The sequence below is a fragment of the Siccirubricoccus phaeus genome (assembly GCF_008360935.1).
Lineage (GTDB): Bacteria > Pseudomonadota > Alphaproteobacteria > Acetobacterales > Acetobacteraceae > Siccirubricoccus > Siccirubricoccus phaeus.
The window spans coordinates 34,921-52,673 of sequence record NZ_SRXO01000007.1 but is presented as its reverse complement, the minus strand read 5'-3'; the positions used below and the strand labels follow the sequence as shown (position 1 = coordinate 52,673).

General features: G+C 72.8%; 16 protein-coding genes and 1 pseudogene. 5 read left to right on the top strand and 12 right to left on the bottom strand.

The annotated features are described in order from the left end of the window. Nucleotides 1-21 precede the first annotated feature (21 nt). The 6 genes from E5N76_RS11725 to E5N76_RS11700 form a co-directional block, all read right to left on the bottom strand. Complete coding sequence (locus E5N76_RS11725; RefSeq protein ID WP_149537488.1) at nucleotides 22-1,716, bottom strand: dihydroxyacetone kinase family protein; 1,695 nt, start codon at nucleotides 1,714-1,716, stop codon at nucleotides 22-24. A gap of 397 nt (nucleotides 1,717-2,113) precedes the next feature. Then, complete coding sequence (locus tag E5N76_RS11720) at nucleotides 2,114-2,815, bottom strand: phosphoribosyltransferase (protein ID WP_235907669.1); 702 nt, start codon at nucleotides 2,813-2,815, stop codon at nucleotides 2,114-2,116. 62 nt (nucleotides 2,816-2,877) lie between these two features. Then, complete coding sequence (locus tag E5N76_RS11715) at nucleotides 2,878-3,324, bottom strand: CBS domain-containing protein (protein WP_149537486.1); 447 nt, start codon at nucleotides 3,322-3,324, stop codon at nucleotides 2,878-2,880. Between the two features lie 122 nt (nucleotides 3,325-3,446). Beyond that, entirely contained in the window at nucleotides 3,447-3,920 is a 474-nt protein-coding gene (locus E5N76_RS11710) for a DUF2267 domain-containing protein (protein WP_149537485.1), read from the bottom strand. A gap of 351 nt (nucleotides 3,921-4,271) precedes the next feature. Continuing rightward, the gene (locus E5N76_RS11705) at nucleotides 4,272-5,051 is read right to left on the bottom strand and encodes an SDR family NAD(P)-dependent oxidoreductase (RefSeq protein ID WP_149537484.1); all 780 of its coding nucleotides are present in this window, start codon (nucleotides 5,049-5,051) and stop codon (nucleotides 4,272-4,274) included. Nucleotides 5,052-5,352: 301 nt separating this feature from the next. Beyond that, nucleotides 5,353-5,619 (bottom strand): hypothetical protein, encoded by a 267-nt coding sequence (locus E5N76_RS11700; protein ID WP_149537483.1) that lies wholly within the window; start codon nucleotides 5,617-5,619, stop codon nucleotides 5,353-5,355. A gap of 161 nt (nucleotides 5,620-5,780) precedes the next feature. Here E5N76_RS11700 and E5N76_RS11695 point away from each other — a divergent pair, with 161 nt between their 5' ends. Next, nucleotides 5,781-6,620: an LLM class F420-dependent oxidoreductase gene (locus E5N76_RS11695; RefSeq protein WP_149537482.1), complete on the top strand. Its 840-nt coding sequence runs from the start codon at nucleotides 5,781-5,783 to the stop codon at nucleotides 6,618-6,620. Between the two features lie 583 nt (nucleotides 6,621-7,203). On the opposite strand, the gene E5N76_RS11690 is transcribed toward E5N76_RS11695, so the two are convergent. Continuing rightward, the gene (locus tag E5N76_RS11690; protein WP_149537481.1) at nucleotides 7,204-7,407 is read right to left on the bottom strand and encodes a hypothetical protein; all 204 of its coding nucleotides are present in this window, start codon (nucleotides 7,405-7,407) and stop codon (nucleotides 7,204-7,206) included. A gap of 110 nt (nucleotides 7,408-7,517) precedes the next feature. Here E5N76_RS11690 and E5N76_RS11685 point away from each other — a divergent pair, with 110 nt between their 5' ends. Continuing rightward, nucleotides 7,518-10,097 (top strand): ligase-associated DNA damage response DEXH box helicase, encoded by a 2,580-nt coding sequence (locus E5N76_RS11685; RefSeq protein ID WP_149537480.1) that lies wholly within the window; start codon nucleotides 7,518-7,520, stop codon nucleotides 10,095-10,097. Between the two features lie 115 nt (nucleotides 10,098-10,212). Further along, entirely contained in the window at nucleotides 10,213-10,908 is a 696-nt protein-coding gene (gene pdeM / locus E5N76_RS11680; protein ID WP_149537479.1) for a ligase-associated DNA damage response endonuclease PdeM, read from the top strand. A gap of 413 nt (nucleotides 10,909-11,321) precedes the next feature. On the opposite strand, the gene E5N76_RS11675 is transcribed toward pdeM, so the two are convergent. The 4 genes and pseudogenes from E5N76_RS11675 to E5N76_RS11660 form a co-directional block, all read right to left on the bottom strand. Further along, complete coding sequence (locus tag E5N76_RS11675) at nucleotides 11,322-12,236, bottom strand: methyltransferase domain-containing protein (RefSeq protein WP_149537478.1); 915 nt, start codon at nucleotides 12,234-12,236, stop codon at nucleotides 11,322-11,324. Between the two features lie 48 nt (nucleotides 12,237-12,284). After that, on the bottom strand, nucleotides 12,285-12,947 hold the full coding sequence (locus tag E5N76_RS29495; RefSeq protein ID WP_207791953.1) for a hypothetical protein: 663 nt from the start codon (nucleotides 12,945-12,947) through the stop codon (nucleotides 12,285-12,287). Continuing rightward, complete coding sequence (locus tag E5N76_RS11665) at nucleotides 12,944-13,630, bottom strand: YjbE family putative metal transport protein (RefSeq protein WP_149537477.1); 687 nt, start codon at nucleotides 13,628-13,630, stop codon at nucleotides 12,944-12,946. Before E5N76_RS11665 ends, E5N76_RS29495 begins: the two co-directional genes overlap by 4 nt. Nucleotides 13,631-14,072: 442 nt before the next feature. Beyond that, nucleotides 14,073-14,675: pseudogene (locus E5N76_RS11660) on the bottom strand (TerC family protein); the annotation flags it as partial. Nucleotides 14,676-14,970: 295 nt separating this feature from the next. Between E5N76_RS11660 and purB the strand changes: the two are divergent. Both purB and E5N76_RS11650 read left to right on the top strand, forming a co-directional pair. Further along, nucleotides 14,971-16,308 (top strand): adenylosuccinate lyase, encoded by a 1,338-nt coding sequence (purB, locus tag E5N76_RS11655; protein WP_149537475.1) that lies wholly within the window; start codon nucleotides 14,971-14,973, stop codon nucleotides 16,306-16,308. A gap of 132 nt (nucleotides 16,309-16,440) precedes the next feature. Continuing rightward, nucleotides 16,441-16,695: a hypothetical protein gene (locus E5N76_RS11650; protein ID WP_187830119.1), complete on the top strand. Its 255-nt coding sequence runs from the start codon at nucleotides 16,441-16,443 to the stop codon at nucleotides 16,693-16,695. 178 nt (nucleotides 16,696-16,873) lie between these two features. Here the strand turns inward: E5N76_RS11650 and E5N76_RS11645 are convergent, their stop codons facing one another. Further along, entirely contained in the window at nucleotides 16,874-17,623 is a 750-nt protein-coding gene (locus tag E5N76_RS11645) for an SDR family NAD(P)-dependent oxidoreductase (RefSeq protein WP_149537474.1), read from the bottom strand. Between the last annotated feature and the right edge of the window lie 130 nt (nucleotides 17,624-17,753).

Below are 17,753 nucleotides of genomic sequence, written 5' to 3'. Positions count from 1 at the left end.
CGCCGTCACCGGCCAGGGCCGTCAGGGCTCACCGGGTCCCGCCAAGGCCCGCAGCCAGATCGCCGCGGCAGCCGCGCCGGCATCGGGCACGCCGACCGCCCGGGCCCCGAGATAGCTCGCCCTGCCCAGCCGCGGGAGCATGTCGGCGGTCGCCGCCACGCCCGCCTCCGCCGCCTGTGCCGCAGCCTGGATGGCCTTCGGCAACCCCTCTCCAGCCTCGAGGGACCGCGCGAAGGCGTTCGCCGCCGGGGCCAGGGCATCCAGCATGGTACGGTCGCCCGGCCTTGCCCCGCCCAGGGCGCCGATCGCCGCGACAGCCTCCTCGAAGGCCACAGCCCAGTCCCGAGCCTGCGGCAGGGGTGGCAGGCTCCGCGCCGCGCGCATCAGCGCCGTTGCGTAGAACGGGCCGGAGCTGCCGCCGATGGCGCGACGCACGGCATCGGCCATCGCGGCCAGGGCCGTTGGCGGATCGACCAGGGCACCCGCCTCCGGCAGGGCCCGCAGCGCGGCCGCGGCCCGCCGCATGCTCAGCCCGAGATCGCCATCCCCGGCCCGGCTGTCGAGCTCGGTGAGCCGGCCCTCGGCAGCCTCGAGCGCCGCAGCGACACGCTGCAGGGCCTGGCCGAGGGCAGGCGTCAGCGGCCCTGTCGCGGCCGGCTTCGCCACGGCTGGGGCAGGTTCCGCCGCCACGATCCGCCTGGCGGGCGCGATCCGCCCCGGGCCCGGCCAAGCCGGCGCCTCCGCCGGGGCATCCAGCAACGCCAGGCGCGAGTCATCGAGCCGCAGCACCGACAGCGAGATGCCCGGCATCTCCAGCGCGGTCAGGAATTCTCCGGCCCAGGCACGTTCGACAGCCAGCCCGCCTTCCCGCAGCACCGCGATCGCCCGGCGGGCGACAATCGCCAGCTCCATCGGCGGCGTGCCGCCCAGGCCATTGACCAGCAGCGCAACCCGTTCCCCCGGCCGGAAGCCGCGATCCGTCAGGATCACCTCCAGCATCCGCTCCACCAATTGGTCGGCGGGGGCCAGCGCCGCCCGCTCGACCCCCTGCTCGCCATGGATGCCGAGGCCCAGCTCGATTTCCGCCGGCCCGAGCGCGAAGCCGGGGCGGCCGGCAGCCGGCACGGTGCAGGCATCCAGCGCCACGCCCATGCTGCCGAGCTCCGCCGCGGCGGCGCGGGCCAGGGCCGCGATCGCCTCCAGCCCCTGGCCGGCGGCCGCGGCGGCCCCCGCCAGCTTGTGGATCAGGACGGTGCCGGCGATGCCGCGGCGCCGTTCGGGCGGCACGGTGGCATGCAGCGCCACATCGTCCGCCACCACGACCAGTTCGACCGGGATCCCTTCGGCGCGGGCCAGCTCGGCGGCCAGGCCGAAATTCAGCCGGTCGCCGGTATAATTCTTCACGACCAGGATCGCGCCGGCCGGGCCTGAGGCGGCGCGGATGCCGGCCAGCACCGCGTCGACGCTGGGCGAGGTGAAGACATCGCCGGCGATGGCCCCGGCCAGCAGCCCGGGCCCGACATAGCCGGCATGGGCCGGCTCATGCCCGGCACCGCCGCCCGAGAGAACCGCGACCGGACGCTCCGCCGCTGGCGGAAGCTCGGCACGAACCACGACGTCCTCGGCCTGCAGCAGCGCCAGGCCGGGGTGCAGATCGCAGAGGCCCTCCAGCATTTCGCGGACCACGCGCTGCGGATCGTTGATCAGCTTCTTCACGGGCGCCCTCCCGAAGCATTGACGATCCTTGTAGGCGGAATGCCGGGTCGGAGAAAGCAGCCCGCCCTCGCGGCCGGGGCCATCGGCGCGGGCGCCGGGCGGATCGGCCCCATGGAGCAAGACGGGCAATTGCACCTCCTCCATGGCCCAGCTCGTCGGCACTGGCATGACGCCTGGCGAGGGTGCTGTTCACCATCTCGATGCAACGGGGAATGCAGAGCTCGGAGAGCCGGGCGGCCCGGCTTCTCCGGCAGCAGCTCGGCCGTCACCGAACCGACGACGCGGAATTGTTCCGCGCGGCTGCTACCACCTGCCTTGATTGCGCGCGGCCTTCGTCTTCCCGGGGGCGCCTGTCGCCGATTGCGGAGGCCGAGCGGCCAGGGGCGGCGCCGGGCGTTCAGGCGCCGCTGCGCCCGGAGGGCAAGGCCCGGCGGATCGGCCCCGTCAGCGCTTCCTGCCCGCCGCGTTCCGTCGCGCCGGCGAGCAGCGCGGCGACCTCCCCGTCCTCGATCTCGCGGAAATCCTCGTAGAAGGCGCCGACCGAGCCGAAGAGCGAGGGCGTGGCCAGGAACACCGCCTCGTCGCAATCCCGCCGCAGCGCCTCGGCGACCTCGGGCGGCGCGACGGGCACGGCGAGGACACGGCGCGCGGCCCCGGCGCGCCCGAGCGCCAGCAGGGCGGCCCGCACGGTCGCGCCGGTGGCGACCCCGTCATCGACCAGGATGGCGGTGCGGCCATAGGGCGGGACCGGCACGCGGCCCCTGAGCCAGAGCCGCCGCCGGCGCTCCAGCTCCGCGAGCTGCTCCGCCGCCTGCCCGGAGACAAGGTCGGCGGGGATGTCGAGCATCTCGACGACGTCCTCATTCACCACCGTCTGCGGCGGCTCCCCCTCCACCACGGCACCGAGCGCCAGCTCAGGCTGCCCCGGCGCGCCGATCTTGCGCACCAGCAGAAGGTCGAGCGGCGCGCCGAGCGCCGCCGCGACCGGCACAGCCACCGGCAGGCCGCCGCGCGGCAGGGCGTAGACGACCGGGTCGGCGTCCTTCAGGTGCAGCAGGCGCGCCGCCAGGCGGCGCCCCGCCTCGCCGCGGTCGGACAACCGCCTGGCGGAGCCCGCACCCGGCCGGGGCGGACGGCGAGCCGGGCGCGCCATGGCCGGCCTCAGGCCCTCGGGCCGCCCGTCTGCGAATGCGCCCCGCCCGGCCGGGACGCGCCGGCCAGCGCATCGCCCGCCGGCCACGGCCCCTCGCCCATCGCCACATCGCCGAGCGACAGGATGCCGACGAGCCGCTTGTCGCGGTTCACCACCGGCAGGCGCCGCACCTGCTGCTCGCCCATGTTGCGCGCGACGTGATCGAGATCCTCATCCTCGAAGCAGTACTTCACATCCGTGGTCATCACCTCGTGCACCCTGGTGTCGAGCCCCTTGCCCTGGGCGATGCCGCGCACCGCGATGTCGCGATCCGTCACCATGCCGACGAGCCGGTCGCCCCGCCCCACCGGCAGCGCGCCGGTATCGCATTCGGCCATGCAGCGCGCCGCCTGCTGGATGCTGTCATCCGGGCTGGCCAGACGCACATCGCGCGTCATCTTGTCGCTGACCTTCATCGTCTTTCTCCTTCACTCGCCAGAGCGGGATCGGTTGAGCTGCGCTCACCCGCCCCGCTCTAGCTCGTTGTTCGGTCGCGTGATTCACGGTTTCGGTCGATTCGACCTCAACCGATCACGCTCTAGCCGGCCCGGCGGGCCGGCGCCGTCGCCGCATCATTCGCGACGAGGGTGCCTCGCCAGAGCGCCCGCACCTCCTCCGGCAAGGCGTCGATGACCTTCCTGGTCTGGCCAGGATCGAGGTGGCAAGTGAGCGTGCGGAACACCGCCTGCGCGGCGTCGCGCGCATTCACCGGACGGATGCCGCGCAGCCCGTCGCCGACCCGGCCCAGGAATTCATCGAGCGTCCGCGCACGCTCCGGCTGCCCGGCGGGTTGCCACTGGTCGTAGTACAGGCCACGCACCAGCAGCGGCAGCTGCGCGCCGAGATGGGCGGCAAGGTCGAGCGGCACGCGATCTCGCAGCGTGCGGAGCACGGCGCCGAGCGCATGCCACGCCACCTGCCGGTCCGGGCCGAGATCGGCCATGATCTCGTCCAGCCAGATATTCGTGGTCTGCAGCGTCTTGTCGAAGACATCGAGCCCGGCAGATGCCATTCGTCCCTCCTCTTCCTGACCGGGAACGCCGGACGCCGGCACGGGAGCGCCGCGGCGTCTTCACCTGAATCGAGGGGTCGGAGGGCGAACGCGGACCGGCCGGGACCAGTTCGCGGCGGCGGCGCAAAAAATATGCGCCGCCGCACTTCGGCGAGCGCCGCCGCCTGCACAGCGGCGACGGTGAGCGAAGCTCGACCGATCACGCTCCGGCATCACGCTCCGGCAGAGCAGTCGCAGCGTCAGGCACGGCCGCCGCTACGGCATCGGACGGGAACCAGGGAAGGAAGGCGGACCGGATGCCGCGCCCGGCTGCCCGCCGCTGCCCCTGTGCCGCTGCCGCTGCCGCTGCCGCTACAGCGCTGCCCATCCGCCATCCACCGGCAAATCCACGCCGGTGATCTGCCGCGCGACGTCGGAGGCGAGGAAGAGGCAGGCATTCGCCACATCCACGTCGCGGGTCACCCGGCGCAGCGCGTATTCCGCCGCATGGCGCTCCGCCGCCTCGGCCTCGGAAATGCCCAGCCGCGCCGCCATCTCGCGGCACACCTTCTCACGGAAGCGCGGCCCGTCCACCATGCCGGGGGCCACGCAATTCACGTTGATGTTGTGGGGCCCAAGCTCCAGCGCGAAGCTCTTGGTGATGCCGCGCAGCCCCCATTTGCTGGCGGAATAGGCCAGGCGCAGCGCCCGCCCGCGCATGCCGAAGGTGCCGCCGACATTCACCACCTTGCCGCTGCGCTGCGCCATCATCGCCGGCGCCACGGCGCGGATGGTGTTGAAGCAGCCGCGCATGTTGAGATCGGTGATCGCCTGGAATTCCGCGCTGCTGGTCTCGACCCCGGTCTTGCCGATGGGGCCGGCGCCGCCGGCGATGTTCACCAGGATGTCGATGCGGCCATGCGCGGCGAGCGTCGCCCGGGCGGCCGCCTCGCAGGCATCGGCGTCGGTCAGGTCGCAGGGCAGCACCAGCGCGCCGCCCACCTCCTCCGCCAGCGGGGCGATGGCGGCGGTGTCACGGCCCAGCAGGGCGAGCTTGCAGCCCTCCGCCGCAAAGGCGCGGGTGATGGCGGCGCCCATGCCCTTGGCCGGGCCGGTGATGACGGCGATCTTGCCCCAGAGATCCAGCTCCATCCGCACCTCCCCGCTCTCGCGTCAGGGGTGCGGGGTTTCCCTGCCGGGGGCAAGTCCGGAATCGGTCGCACCGCTTGCGCCGCCCGGTGGGGGTGCCGGCGCTTCCGGCCCCGAGCCGCGCCGGTGCCGACCCAGGCACAGGCCATCCGGCACCTTTGGCCAAACCGGGCCGCCTGCCGCCCGTCGCGACTTTGCCGCGATGGGCCTGCGTGGGGCGCCGATCGTCCGGCGCCTCCGGCCCCGTCCCCGAAGCCGCGCCAGTGGCTTCGGGGGCGGCCTTGCGCAGCAGCGTCGTGGCGAACTACCGATACCAGGATTGCCGCCGGGCCCAGGCCTCGCGCTCCCGCGCCTCCTCCCAGCTTTCCTTCCGCCACCGGCGGTGCCGCCGGCGCGCCTCGCGCTCCCGCCGCCGCCACTCGGCGGCGCGCCAGCGCTCATAGTCGCGGCGATGGTGCGGATCCTCCCACCACCAGCCCGGCGGGGGCGGCTGGGCCACGGCCGCGCCGAACGGCGCGGCGCCCAGCAGGGCCAGCAAGGCGAAACGGCGGGTCAGCCTGGATAGGGCCATGGCAATCTCCGATCTTGCGGCGCCGGAACGCTGCCGCAAGCGGCAGGTTGCCACGCTCCCCTTGACGGCCCCCCGCCGGCCCACCGCTCGACAACCGCCCGCCGCCCCGCCCACTCTCTGCCTCCCGGGCGTGCCTCACGCCCCAGGCGCAGGAGAGCGAGATGCGCGTCGGCGTTTTCCATTTCCCCACCGATTACGGCATCGCCCCGGCCGAGCTGGCCGCGGCGCTGGAGGAGCGGGGTTTCGAATCCCTCTTCGTCTGCGAGCACACCCATATCCCCACCAGCCGCCTCTCGCCCTTCCCGGGCGGCGGGGAGCTGCCGAAGCGCTATTCCCACACCCATGACCCCTTCGTGGCGCTCGCCTTCGCCGCCGCCGTGACGCAGCGGCTGCGCCTCGGCACCGGCATCTGCCTGGTGCCGCAGCACGACCCGATCGTGACGGCGAAGGCGGTGGCGAGCCTCGACATGCTCTCCGGCGGGCGGTTCGAATTCGGCATCGGCGGTGGCTGGAACAAGGAGGAGATGGCGCAGCACGGCGCCAGCTACGAGACGCGCTTCAAGCTGATGCGGGAGCGGGTGCTGGCGATGAAGGCGCTGTGGACGCAGGAGGTGGCGAGCTTCAGCGGCGAATTCGTGAAGCTCGAGCCGAGCTGGTCCTACCCGAAGCCGGTGCAGAAGCCGCACCCGCCCATCCTGCTGGGCGGCGAGAGCGACCTGACGCTGAAGCGCGTCGCCGCCTATTGCGATGGCTGGATCCCGCGCGGCGGCGCCGGGTTCGACCCGGCGGAGGCGAAGGTCCGGCTGGCGAAGGCGGCGGTGGCGGCAGGGCGCGATCCCGCCAGCCTGTCCATGACCGTCTTCCGCGCCCCGGCGGAGGCGAAGGCGCTGGAGGCCTATCGCGCCGCCGGGGTGGAGCGGGTGTTGCTGGAAGTGCCGGATCTGCCGAGGGAGGAGGTGCTGAAGCTGCTGGACCGGCTGGCGCCGCTGGCGGCGGGCTGACGGGGCGACACGGCGCCGCGGCGGGGGTGGCCGGGGCGCACGCCCCGAGGGCGCGGCGGGCGGCCGGATCCGCAGCAGCCGCCTGCAGGCCGTCCCGCCCCTGCTGCCGTGCCCGGGACGCTGTCGCCTCCGGAACGCATCCCCGCGTGCCCGGCCATGGCCGGGCTTTCGTCCTGGAGCGGGATCGGCTGCGCTTCGCTCATCCGTCCCGCTCCAGCGCATTGTCCGGTCGCGTGATCCACGGTCCCGGTCGATTCGCCCTCGACCGATCACGCTCCAGGGGACGCCGCCGCGCAAAGCATGGTGCCGCTTCGCGGCATCTTTGCGGTGAACGTCGGATCATGGCCCGCGCAAATGGCTGGCCTGGATGCGTAAGGGACCCCGGACGGCACGGCCCTGGCCCGGTCCCGGCTCGGAGCCTGTCCAGAGGGGAGCGGTGCCGGGCCCTGCGGTCCGGCCAGGACGTGGGCACCGCCGATGCCAGTGGCATCGCAAGCCGGCGGGCGCCATGCGAACGGCGCGCCGGCGCCTGACGCCAGGGCGGCAAGGACCCGCCGAGCCGCAGCCCTTGGGGGACAGGGTCTCAGCCGCCGAAGAGCAGGATCACCGACAGGGCGAGGAGCAAGCCGGCCGTCGCCACGGCGCCCTCCTCCACCCAGGCCTGCAGCGAGGCCGGGCCCGCCTCCGGATCCAGCGGCGAGACGGTCAGGCCAAGGGCCATGGCCACCGAGACGAGTTCGGCGGCATTCCACTCCTCGGCCAGGCTGGCGGCGGCGGGACGGTGCATGGCGGACCCTCCTGGTCTGACGGGCCCTGGCATAGCGGCACGCCTTGTCCGGAAGGTTAACGCACAGCCCCTTCCCAAACCGCCCTCGCCCCGGCACATAGTGGCGCCGGATGGGAACATTGCCGGAACCCTTTGCCGCCTGGTTCGCCGGGCGCGGCTGGACGCCCCGGCCGCACCAGCTCGCCCTGTGGCGCGCGGCGGCGGCGGGGGAGAGCACGCTGCTGATCGCCCCCACCGGCGGCGGCAAGACCCTGGCCGGCTTCCTGCCCAGCCTGATCGAGCTGGCGGCGGCGCCGCGGCCCGCGGGGGAAGGGGCGCTGCACACGCTGTACGTCTCGCCGCTGAAGGCGCTGGCGGTCGATATCGCCCGCAATCTGATGGCGCCGGTCGAGGAAATGGGGCTGGCCATCTCCATCGAGACCCGCACCGGCGACACGCCGCAGAACCGCCGTGCCCGGCAGCGGGAGGCGCCGCCCAACATCCTGCTGACCACGCCGGAAAGCCTGGTGCTGCTGCTCGCCTCGCCGGAGGCGGGGAGCGTGTTCGCCGGCCTCGGCGCCGTGGTGGTGGATGAGATCCATGCGCTGGCCGGCACCAAGCGGGGTGACCAGCTCGCCCTTGGCCTGGCCCGGCTGGCGAAGCTGGCGCCAGGGGCGCGGCGCATGGGGCTTTCCGCCACGGTCGCGCATCCGGACCCGCTGCGCGCCTTCCTCTCGCCCACCGGCCGGCCCGATCCGGTCCGGCTGGTGGAGGTGAAGGGCGGCGCGGCGCCGGAGCTGGAGGTGATGCTGCCGGAAGGGCACCTGCCCTGGGGCGGTCATATGGGGCTGGCCTCGGCGCCGGAGATCTATCGGCGGCTGCGCGGGGCGAAGGTGACGATCGTCTTCGTCAACACCCGCGCCCAGGCGGAGCTGATCTTCCAGGCGCTGTGGCGGCTGAACGACGACAACATGGCCATCGCCCTGCACCATGGCAGCCTGACGGTGGAGCAGCGCCGCAAGGTGGAGGCGGCGATGGCGGCGGGAAAGCTGCGCGCCGTGGTGGCGACGGCCTCGCTCGATCTCGGGATCGACTGGGGCGATGTGGACCAGGTGATCCAGGTCGGCGCGCCCAAGGGCGTGGCGCGGCTGCTGCAGCGCGTCGGCCGCGCCAACCACCGGATGGATGAGCCGAGCCGCGCCATCCTGGTTCCCGCCAACCGCTTCGAGGTGGTGGAATGCGCCGCGGCGCTGGAAGCGGTGCGGCACCAGGAGCTGGATGGCGACCCGCCGCGGCCCGGCGGCCTGGACGTGCTGGCGCAGCATGTGCTGGCCATGGCCTGCGCCGGGCCTTTCCACCCGGACGAGCTGTACGAGGAAGTGCGGTGCGCCGCGCCCTATGCCGCGCTGACGCGGCGGGATTTCGACGATGTCGTACGCTTCGTGGAAGACGGCGGCTATGCGCTGCGGGTCTATGAGCGATTCAGAAAGCTGTTCCGCGATGCCGAGGGCATGGTCCATGTCCGGGACCAGCGGGTGGCGCGGCAGCTCCGGATGAATCTCGGCACCATCGTGGAAAGCCCGCTGGTGAAGGTGCGGCTGCGCGGCGGGCCAGGGGGAGGACAAGTGCTGGGGGAGGTGGAGGAGTGGTTCATCTCCACCCTGCTGCCGGGCGACAGCTTCATCTTCGCCGGCCAGACGCTGCGCTTCGAGGCGCTGGACGCCGTCAGCGCCATCGTCTCCCGCGGCGGGGAGGGCGATCCGCGCGTGCCTGCCTATGCCGGCGCCCGCATGCCGCTGACCACCTGGCTGGCGGCGCGCGTCCGCGAGATTCTGCACGAGCCGCGCAAATGGCGGCTACTGCCGGAGCCAGTGCGGGAATGGCTGCGGCTGCAGCGCGCCCGCTCCGCTTTGCCGGAGAAGGACGGGCTGCTGGTGGAAGTCTTCCCCCGCGGCGGGCCCAGGGGAGAAAAATGGTTCCTCGTCGCCTATTGCTTCGAGGGCAGGCTGGCGCATCAGACGCTGGGGATGCTGGTGACCAAGCGCATGGAAAGGCTGGGCTACGGGCCGCTCGGCTACCTCGCCACGGATTACGTGCTGGCGGCCTGGAGCGCCTTCGAGCCCACCGATGTCGCGCCGCTCTTCGACGAGGACATCCTCGGCGAGGATCTGGAGGAGTGGATGGCGGAAAGCTCCGTGCTGCGGCGCAGCTTCCGCCACATCGCCACCATCGCCGGGCTGATCGAGAAGAACCATCCGGGGCATGAGCAGCGGCCGCGGCAGATGACCATGAATGCCGACCTGATCTATGACGTGCTGCGCAAGCACGAGCCTGACCACATCCTGTTGCGGGCGACGCGGCAGGAGGCGGCGGGCGGGCTGACGGATGTGGCGCGCATCGGGTTGCTGCTGGCGCGGGCCAGGGGGCGCATCCGGCATCTGCGGCTGGACCGGGTCTCGCCCCTGGCCGTGCCGGCGCTGATCGAGGAAGGACGGGAATGGGTGGCCGGCGGCGCCGAGGACGCGCTGCTGGCCGAGGCGGAGGCGCTGGTGGCGGAGGCCACCGATGGGGCGGAGATCTTCAACGAAGTGCTGGCCGAGGTGACCGAGGGAATCCGGGTGCGGCCCGGGATGGTGGATAAGCCGAAGCATCGGGTGCGGCCACGGAAGGCACGGTTCATCCGGAGCATGAAGACGGCGGGGGAGGCGTGAGGAAGGCCGGCTTCTCTCTCCCCCGCGGGAGCGGGGAAGGGTCGGGGTGGGGGTTTGAGCGGCAGCCCTCCTTCCCCCACCTCCCTCCCCCGCAAGCGGGAGAGGGGGGTGGGGCATGACCCCCGCACCGATCCATATCGCCGGGGAAAGGCTGATGCTGGACCCGGCCGGCGTGCTGGTCTGGCCGGCGCGGAAGCTGCTGGTGGTGGCGGATCTGCACCTGGAAAAGGGCAGCGCCTTCGCCGCCGGCGGACGCATGTTGCCGCCCTATGATTCGCGAGAGACGCTGCAACGCCTGGCGCTGGTGCTCCGGCGCTGGCGGCCGGCGCGTGTCGTGGCGCTGGGCGACAGTTTCCATGATGCCGGCGGCGCATCGCGGCTGCCGCCGGTGGAAGCCGCCGCGCTGGCACGGATGCTGGGCGGGGCGGAGCTGGTCTGGGTGCTGGGCAATCACGACCCCGTGGCGCCGGATGGCCTGCCGGGCGAGGCGGTAGAGGAGCTTGCCGAAGCGCCCTTCGTGTTCCGCCACGAGGCCCGCCCGGGCCGCGTGCCGCCCGGCGAGATTTCCGGCCATTTCCACCCCCGGGCGACCATGCCGACGCGCTGCGGCGGGGTGACCCGGCCCTGCTTCCTCGCCGATGCCTGGCGGGTGATGCTGCCCGCCTTCGGCGCCTATACGGGCGGGCTGGACGTCGCCGACCCCGCCGTGGCCGGGCTGTTCCCACGTGGTGCCCGGGCTTTCCTGCTCGGCCAGGAGCGGCTGTTCAGCCTTGCCCTCGCCCCCAGCCGCGCCCGGCTGCCGGTGGCTTAGAGCGGGATCGGTTGAGCTGCGCTCACCCGCCCCGCTCTAGCTCATTGTTCGGTCGCGTGATTCACGGTTTCGGTCGATTCGACCTCAACCGATCACGCTCTAGAGCAGATCGCCGGAGGACGGCATCGCTCGGAGGCGTGAATCTGCTCTACGATCCATAAGTTAGAGCGGTTTCGCGCTGCACAGTCAGCGTGAAACCGCTCTAGCGCGAGGTTCCAACCGGCAAATTCAGGTTCAGGGCAAGGTCCGGGGGGACGCTTTCCCGCCGGCGGGGTCCAGGGGCCGCGCCCCTGGCGGGAGTTCGGGGGCGAAGCCCCCGCCTTGCCGCCGCCATGGAAGCTCCGCAAGGGCAGGCCGGCCCGGCTTGCCGTTGGAGCCGCTGCATCCTGGCGCCGGCGGGACGCAGCCTCCCGTCAGCGCCCCGCCTTCTCCCCCGCGCTCCGCTCCTCCACCCCCAGCGCCTCCGCCAGGCGGTGCGTCGCGCTGCCCGGACGTGCCGGGCGGCCCTGGCTCTCATGCGGTGCCCAGCCGGTCATGGTCAGCAGCCGCAATTCCACCGGAATGGCGCCCCCCTCCTCCGGCAGCCGGCTGGCCGCCAGCGGCAGCAGCGCCCGGGGCGGAATCCGCCCGTCCCGCGCCAGCACCGCATTCCCCTCCCCCGCTGCCCGCAAATCGGCGAACAGCGCCATCGGGCTGCGATAGGACAGGTGCAGCGTCTCCGCATCCGCCACCGGCATGGCGAAACCGGCGCGCTGCAGCAGCCCGGCCAGGTCGCGCAGATCGGGGAAGGGCGAAACCCGCGGCGAGATGCCGCCGCGCAGCTCCGTCTCCGCCCCTGCCAGCGCCTCCCGCAACGCCTGCAGCGTGCCGAGGCCGGGCAGCGCGGCCAGGAACAGCCCATCCGGCTTCAGCGCCCGGCGGATCTGCACCAGCGCCCCCGGCAGGTCGTTCACCCAGTGCAGGGAGAGGCTGGCCACCACCAGGTCGAAGCTTTCCGGGGCGAAGGGCAGCCATTCCTCATCCCCCGCCAACGCCAGCCCCCCTGCCATCTCCCGCCCCTTGGCTGCCATGCGGGCCGAGAGATCCATGGAGACGATGAAGGGAATGCCCCGTGCCCGCAGCAGCGGCGCCACCACCCCTCGCCCGCCCAGATCCAGCGCCCGGGTGAAGCGGTGGGTGGTGTCGTCCAGCCGGTCCAGCAGCAATTCCGCCGCGGCCTCCAGCACCGGCGCCACGCCCTGCACCGTGGCCGCGGCCCGGTCCCGCCGCAACCGCAGCAGCCGCCGGTCGAAGACCCGCATCGGGTCCGGGGGGGGGAGTGCGTTCATCCGCCGCAGGTGGGAAGGCGCCAGGCGGATTGCATCAGGCGGCTGGCATCAGGCGCCGCGCAGCGCCGCCAGGATGGCGGTGGCGAAGGCGCGGGCGTCGCCAGGGGGCGGGTCCTGGTCCGGCATCAGCACGCGCAGCCGCAGCAGCGCGCCCTGGGCGGCGCCGACGCAGACCAGCCCGGCCACCCTCTCCCGCCCATAGGTGCCGGCGGTCTCGGCGCAGGCCAGGCCCGGCGGGGCGCCGCGTTCCGGCCGCGGATCCGGGATGGAAAGGTGGGATTGCGCGCTGAGGCTGCGGGCCGGGGCGGGCTGCGTCGCCTCCCGCACCAGCTCGGCCAGGGCCCGGTCCAGCCCGCCGGCGTCCAGCGCCAGGCCCGGGCGATGCACCTCCACCGTCGCGCCGGCGGCGGTGAGGCCGGTGGTGCGGTAGCCCACCTCCTGCCCGCCGCCGCGCAGCGCGGTCAGGTTGCCGCGATGGAAGCCGGCGGCCTCGGCGGGCAGGCGGCGGGCGATGGCCAGGGCATTGGGAACGGGGGCGTTGGCCGCCGGCCGCGCCGGGGCGGTCGGCGCCTCCGCCACCGGGGCAGCCGCGGCGGCCGGCGCCTCGGCGGGGTCGGCAGCGGGCGGCACCGCCTGGCAGCCCAGCAGCAGGGGCAGCAGCAGCCCCGCCGGCGCCAGCCCGGCCCCGCCGGCCCGCATGATACCGCTCAACCGCCGAGCAGCGGCAGGGCAGCCGCCTTGGCCAGCGCCGGGGCCGCCTTGTGCCACATGGCATGGTGCGGGCCGAAGCGCTCCCACAACCGGTGGAGGTCCTCGTAGATCATCTTCACGCCGATGTAGACGATCAGCGCGACGCCGACATAGGCGATCCAGCGATAGCGCTCCAGCAGCTTCGAGATCAGCGTCGCGGCGACGCCCATCAGCAGGATGGAGATCAGCAGGCCGAGGATCAGCATCGGCATGTTGCCGCCGGCGGCACCCGCGACGGCGAGCACGTTGTCGAGGCTCATGGAGACGTCGGCGATGACGATCTGGCGGAGCGCGGTGCCGAGGGTCTTCTCCTCATGCTCCGCATGGCGGCCGGATTCCTCCTCCTTGTCCTCGGAGCGCAGCTCCTGGAAGAAGCCCCAGGCGATCCAGAGCAGCAGCGCGCCGCCGAGCAGCAGCAGGCCGGGGATCGCGAGGAGCTGCACCGCCGCGACGCTGAGGATGACGCGCAGCACCACGGCGAGCACCATGCCGAACATGATGGCCTTGGCGCGCTTATCCGCCGGCAGCCCGGCGGCGGCGAGGGCGATGAGGACGGCGTTGTCGCCCGAGAGGACGATGTTGACGCCGAGGATTTGCGACAGGATCAGCCAGTCCCAGCTACCGGCGATCGCGGAGAGATCCATGCTTGGCGGCTCCGGCCCTGCCGTTTGGGCCGGCGGGCATTCCAGGGTGTGTCCACCGGCCAGGGCCGGCGGCGCGCACCCTAGGCGAGCGTGACGGCGGTGTGAAGCCGCCCTCGCCCGCGCCCGCCGCGGCGCTGCGCGGCGGGCGCCGGAGCGTGCCGCGTTCGCCTTCGCTCCCGCACCCCGCTCCGGCGCCTTGTCGGTCGCGCGATTCGCGGTTTCGGTCGAGGCGACCTCAACCGATCACGCTCTAATGCCCCCCGGCGGAGCCGTTGCCGGAGGCCCGCCGCACCAACCCGACGGTGATGGTCGCCAGCGCGGCGAAGACCATCACCTGCCCGGCCGTCGCCGCGGCCCAGATCCAGGCCGGGAAGACGCCCGGCAGGGCTAGGTAGCCGAGCGGCAGCATGAGATAGGCATAGGCGCCCGGCACCTGGCCGGCGACCTGGTGGGTGCCTTCCCAAATCATGTCGAGCGCCACGTAGAGGATGACGAGCAGCCCGACCCAGGCGATCCAGCGATGCTTGCTGAGCAGGTTGGCGATCAGCGTCGCCGCGACGCCCATCAGCACGACGGAGATGGCAAGGCCGGCGACCAGCACCCAGCCATGGTCCTTCGCCGCGCCGGCGACCGCCAGCACGTTGTCGAGGCTCATGGAGACGTCGGCGATCAGGATCTGCAGGATCGCCTGGGGCAGGGTCTTGCGCGGCGCGCTGGCCTCGGCCGCCGCCAGCTTGGCGGAGACGTCGCCCTCCCCGGCCTCGGCCTGGCCATGCTCCCGCAGCTCCCGGAACATCTTCCAGCAGACCCAGAGCAGCAGCACGCCGCCGGCCAGGGTGATGCCGACGATGGCGAGGAGCTGCGCGGTGACGGCGGCGAAGCCGATGCGCATGACGGTGGCGGCGATGATGCCGAAGAAGATCGCCTTGCGGCGCTGTTCCACCGGCAGGCCGGCGGCGGCCATGCCGACGACGATGGCGTTGTCGCCGGCCAGGACGATGTCGATGAACAGCACCTGGGCGAGCGGGACCAACCATTCGGGCATCGGCGTGGGGTTCCTGGCGGGTGAGCGGGGGGCAGCTACAGCGGCGGCAGATAAATATTCGCTAATCTTTGCGCAACCCCGTACAGCAACATTCCTCGCGATCAGGGTCTGGCGGGCCTGGGTGCCGCCGCCCGTGCCCCCTTCGACCCGCTCCTTGGCCCAACGCGCCTGATCCAGCCCGGACCCATCCCCGATCCTCCCCGGACCGGCTCCCCGGACTGGCTCCAGGCTTGCCAAGGCCCGGCCCCGCGGTCCAAACCGCCCCCTGCCCCGAACATGCCGCCGAGGCCCCCCTATGGTCCCCCGCTACACCCGCCCCCAGATGGATGCGATCTTCTCCCCGGCGGAACGCTTCCGCATCTGGTTCGAGATCGAGGCGCTGGCAGCCGAGGCCATGGCCGCCCTCGGCACCATCCCGGCCGAGGCCGCGAAGGTGATTCGGGAAAAGGGCGCCCCCCGCGCCGCCGGCATCGGCCCGGCCGAGGTCGAGGCGATCGACGCCATCGAGCGGGTGACGCGGCATGACGTCATCGCCTTCCTCACCTGGATGCAGGAGGGGATCGGGCCGGAGGCGCGCTTCATGCACCAGGGGCTCACCAGCTCCGACGTGCTGGATACCTGCCTCGCGGTGCAGCTTTCCCGCGCCGCGGACCTGCTGATCGCGGGGGTGGAGGCGGTGATGGCGGCGCTGGCCCGCCGCGCCGAGGAGTTCAAATACACCCCGACCATCGGCCGCAGCCACGGCATCCATGCCGAGCCCACCACCTTCGGGCTGAAGCTGGCCGGGCATTACGCCGAATTCCGCCGCAACCGGGACCGGCTGAAGGCGGCGAAGGCGGAGATCGCCACCTGCGCCATCTCCGGCCCGGTCGGCACCTTCGCGAGCGTCGATCCGCGGGTGGAGGCCTATGTCGCCGAGAAGCTCGGCCTCGCCGCCGAGCCGCAATCCACCCAGGTCATCCCGCGCGACCGCCACGCCGCCTTCTTCGCCACCCTCGGCGTGGTGGCGAGCGGGGTCGAGCGGCTGGCGACCGAGGTGCGCCACCTGCAGCGCAGCGAGGTGCGCGAGGCGGAGGAGTATTTCCACGCCGGCCAGAAAGGCTCCTCCGCCATGCCGCACAAGCGGAACCCGGTGCTGAGCGAGAACCTCACCGGCCTGGCCCGGCTGGTGCGCGGCTATGTGACGCCGGCGCTGGAGAATGTCGCGCTGTGGCATGAGCGCGACATCAGCCATTCCAGCGTGGAGCGGGTGATCGCCCCGGACGCCTGCATCGCCCTGGATTTCGCGCTGGCGAGGCTGGCCGGGATGATGGAGAAGCTGACCGTCTACCCGGAGCGGATGCGGGAAAACCTGGAAAGCCTGGGCGGCGTCGTCCACAGCCAGAAGGTGCTGCTGGCGCTGACCCAGGCCGGCATCAGCCGGGAGGAGGCCTATGCCGCGGTGCAGGAAGCCGCCATGGCCACCTGGACCGCGCTGGGCCGCCCCGGCGCCCGCGGCTTCGCCGAGAACCTGCTGGACAACCCGGCGGTGGCGGCGCGGTTCGACGCCGGGTCCCTCGCTCGGGTGATGGACCCGGCGCGGGATTTCGCTCAGGTCGACACCATCTTCGCCCGGGTTTTCGCGGGAAGGTGAAACCGGGCGCGGGGCTGCCCCGCCACCGCCCGGCGGCCGCCGTGTTTCCGCCCCAGACACGGGGTTAGCCTTCCGCGGCGTTAACCTTCCAGGGACCTCGAAGGGGTCCCGCGGCTCAGGAGAAGCAGTGTCATGCTGAGGCTTCGCAGCGCCCTCATCGCCTTCGGCGCCCTTGGGCTCGCCGCCCTGGCGGTGCCGGGCGACGCACAGGCCCATGGCGGGTACTATTACCGGCCGCCGCCCCCGCCTGCCTATTACCGCCGGCCGCCGCCCCCGCCGCCGGCCTATTGGCGGCGGCCGCACTGGCGGCCCTATGGCTACTACGCCCCGCCGCCGCCCCCGCCGCGGTACTGGGGGCCGCGGCCTTACTATTACGGCTGGCGCTGACGGGGGCTCCGCCCCCGCACCTCCAGCAGGAGGTCGCCGCGGGCAGTGCCCGCGACCCTGCACCTCCGCCGGGTCCGTGTCCCGAAATCCGTCGGTCCGCCGCCTTCGTGTTCGACGGCCTGCCTGTCCGCGCCCCTCGCCGGCAGGTGGCGGATGTCGCGGGCAGGTCAGGTGCGGCTTACGCCATGTGGCTGCCGCCATTGATGTGATAGACCTGCCCGGTGACGTAGCTGGCCGCCGGCGAGGCCAGGAACACGGCGAGATTCGCGATATCCTCCGGCTGGCCCATGCGGCCGAGCGGCACGGTCTTCGCCATCGCCGCCAGCTCCGCCTCGTCATGGCCGTAGCGCGGCTGCGCCGTGTCGGTCAGGCCGGGGGCGATGGCGTTCACCCGGATGCCGTGCGGCGCGAGGGCCAGCGCCATGGAGCGCGTCAGCCCGACCACGCCGTTCTTCGTCGCCGAGTAGTGGATGCCGAGATGGTGGCCGCGCACCGATTGCGAGGAGAGGTTGATGACGGCGCCCGGCCTGCCCGCCGCCACCATCGCCTTCGCCGCCGCCTGGGCGGCGAAGGCGCTGCCCTTCAGGTTGATGTCGACGACGAAATCCCAATCCGCCTCGGTCATTTCGAGGAAGGGGACGCGCGGAAAGACCCCGGCATTGTTGACCAGCACGTCGAGCCCGCCGAGACCCTCGACGGTGGCCGCGACCATGGCGGCGATGTCGTCCAGCTTGCCGACATCGCCGCGGATCAGCAGGGCGCGGCGGCCGAGGCCGCGCACCCCCGCCGCCACCGCTTCGGCCGCGGCGGCATCGTCCAGCCAGTTGATGGCGATGTCGGCGCCGGCGGCGGCGAAGCCCAGCGCCATGGCGCGGCCGATCCCCTGCTGCGCGCCGGTCACCAGGACGGTCTTACCCGCAAAGCTCATACGGCAATTCCTCGCTCCGGCGGCCAGCAGGCCATGGAAGTGGCGGCGCAGCAATGCCGATACGAGGATATTCTAATACAGAGTGCCCAATTGATGCCCCGCCAGCAGGCAGTTTTCCGGCCAAATCCGG

What these genes read in the sequence shown, in the direction of transcription:
- E5N76_RS11715 (WP_149537486.1), bottom strand. Translation starts at nt 3,324, where the DNA reads ATGAAGGTCAGCGACAAGATGACGCGCGATGTGCGTCTGGCCAGCCCG.
- E5N76_RS11710 (WP_149537485.1), bottom strand. Translation starts at nt 3,920, where the DNA reads ATGGCATCTGCCGGGCTCGATGTCTTCGACAAGACGCTGCAGACCACG.
- E5N76_RS11705 (WP_149537484.1), bottom strand. Translation starts at nt 5,051, where the DNA reads ATGGAGCTGGATCTCTGGGGCAAGATCGCCGTCATCACCGGCCCGGCC.
- E5N76_RS11700 (WP_149537483.1), bottom strand. Translation starts at nt 5,619, where the DNA reads ATGGCCCTATCCAGGCTGACCCGCCGTTTCGCCTTGCTGGCCCTGCTG.
- E5N76_RS11695 (WP_149537482.1), top strand. Translation starts at nt 5,781, where the DNA reads ATGCGCGTCGGCGTTTTCCATTTCCCCACCGATTACGGCATCGCCCCG.
- E5N76_RS11690 (WP_149537481.1), bottom strand. Translation starts at nt 7,407, where the DNA reads ATGCACCGTCCCGCCGCCGCCAGCCTGGCCGAGGAGTGGAATGCCGCC.
- E5N76_RS11685 (WP_149537480.1), top strand. Translation starts at nt 7,518, where the DNA reads ATGGGAACATTGCCGGAACCCTTTGCCGCCTGGTTCGCCGGGCGCGGC.
- pdeM (WP_149537479.1), top strand. Translation starts at nt 10,213, where the DNA reads ATGACCCCCGCACCGATCCATATCGCCGGGGAAAGGCTGATGCTGGAC.
- E5N76_RS11675 (WP_149537478.1), bottom strand. Translation starts at nt 12,236, where the DNA reads ATGAACGCACTCCCCCCCCCGGACCCGATGCGGGTCTTCGACCGGCGG.
- E5N76_RS11665 (WP_149537477.1), bottom strand. Translation starts at nt 13,630, where the DNA reads ATGGATCTCTCCGCGATCGCCGGTAGCTGGGACTGGCTGATCCTGTCG.
- purB (WP_149537475.1), top strand. Translation starts at nt 14,971, where the DNA reads ATGGTCCCCCGCTACACCCGCCCCCAGATGGATGCGATCTTCTCCCCG.
- E5N76_RS11650 (WP_187830119.1), top strand. Translation starts at nt 16,441, where the DNA reads ATGCTGAGGCTTCGCAGCGCCCTCATCGCCTTCGGCGCCCTTGGGCTC.
- E5N76_RS11645 (WP_149537474.1), bottom strand. Translation starts at nt 17,623, where the DNA reads ATGAGCTTTGCGGGTAAGACCGTCCTGGTGACCGGCGCGCAGCAGGGG.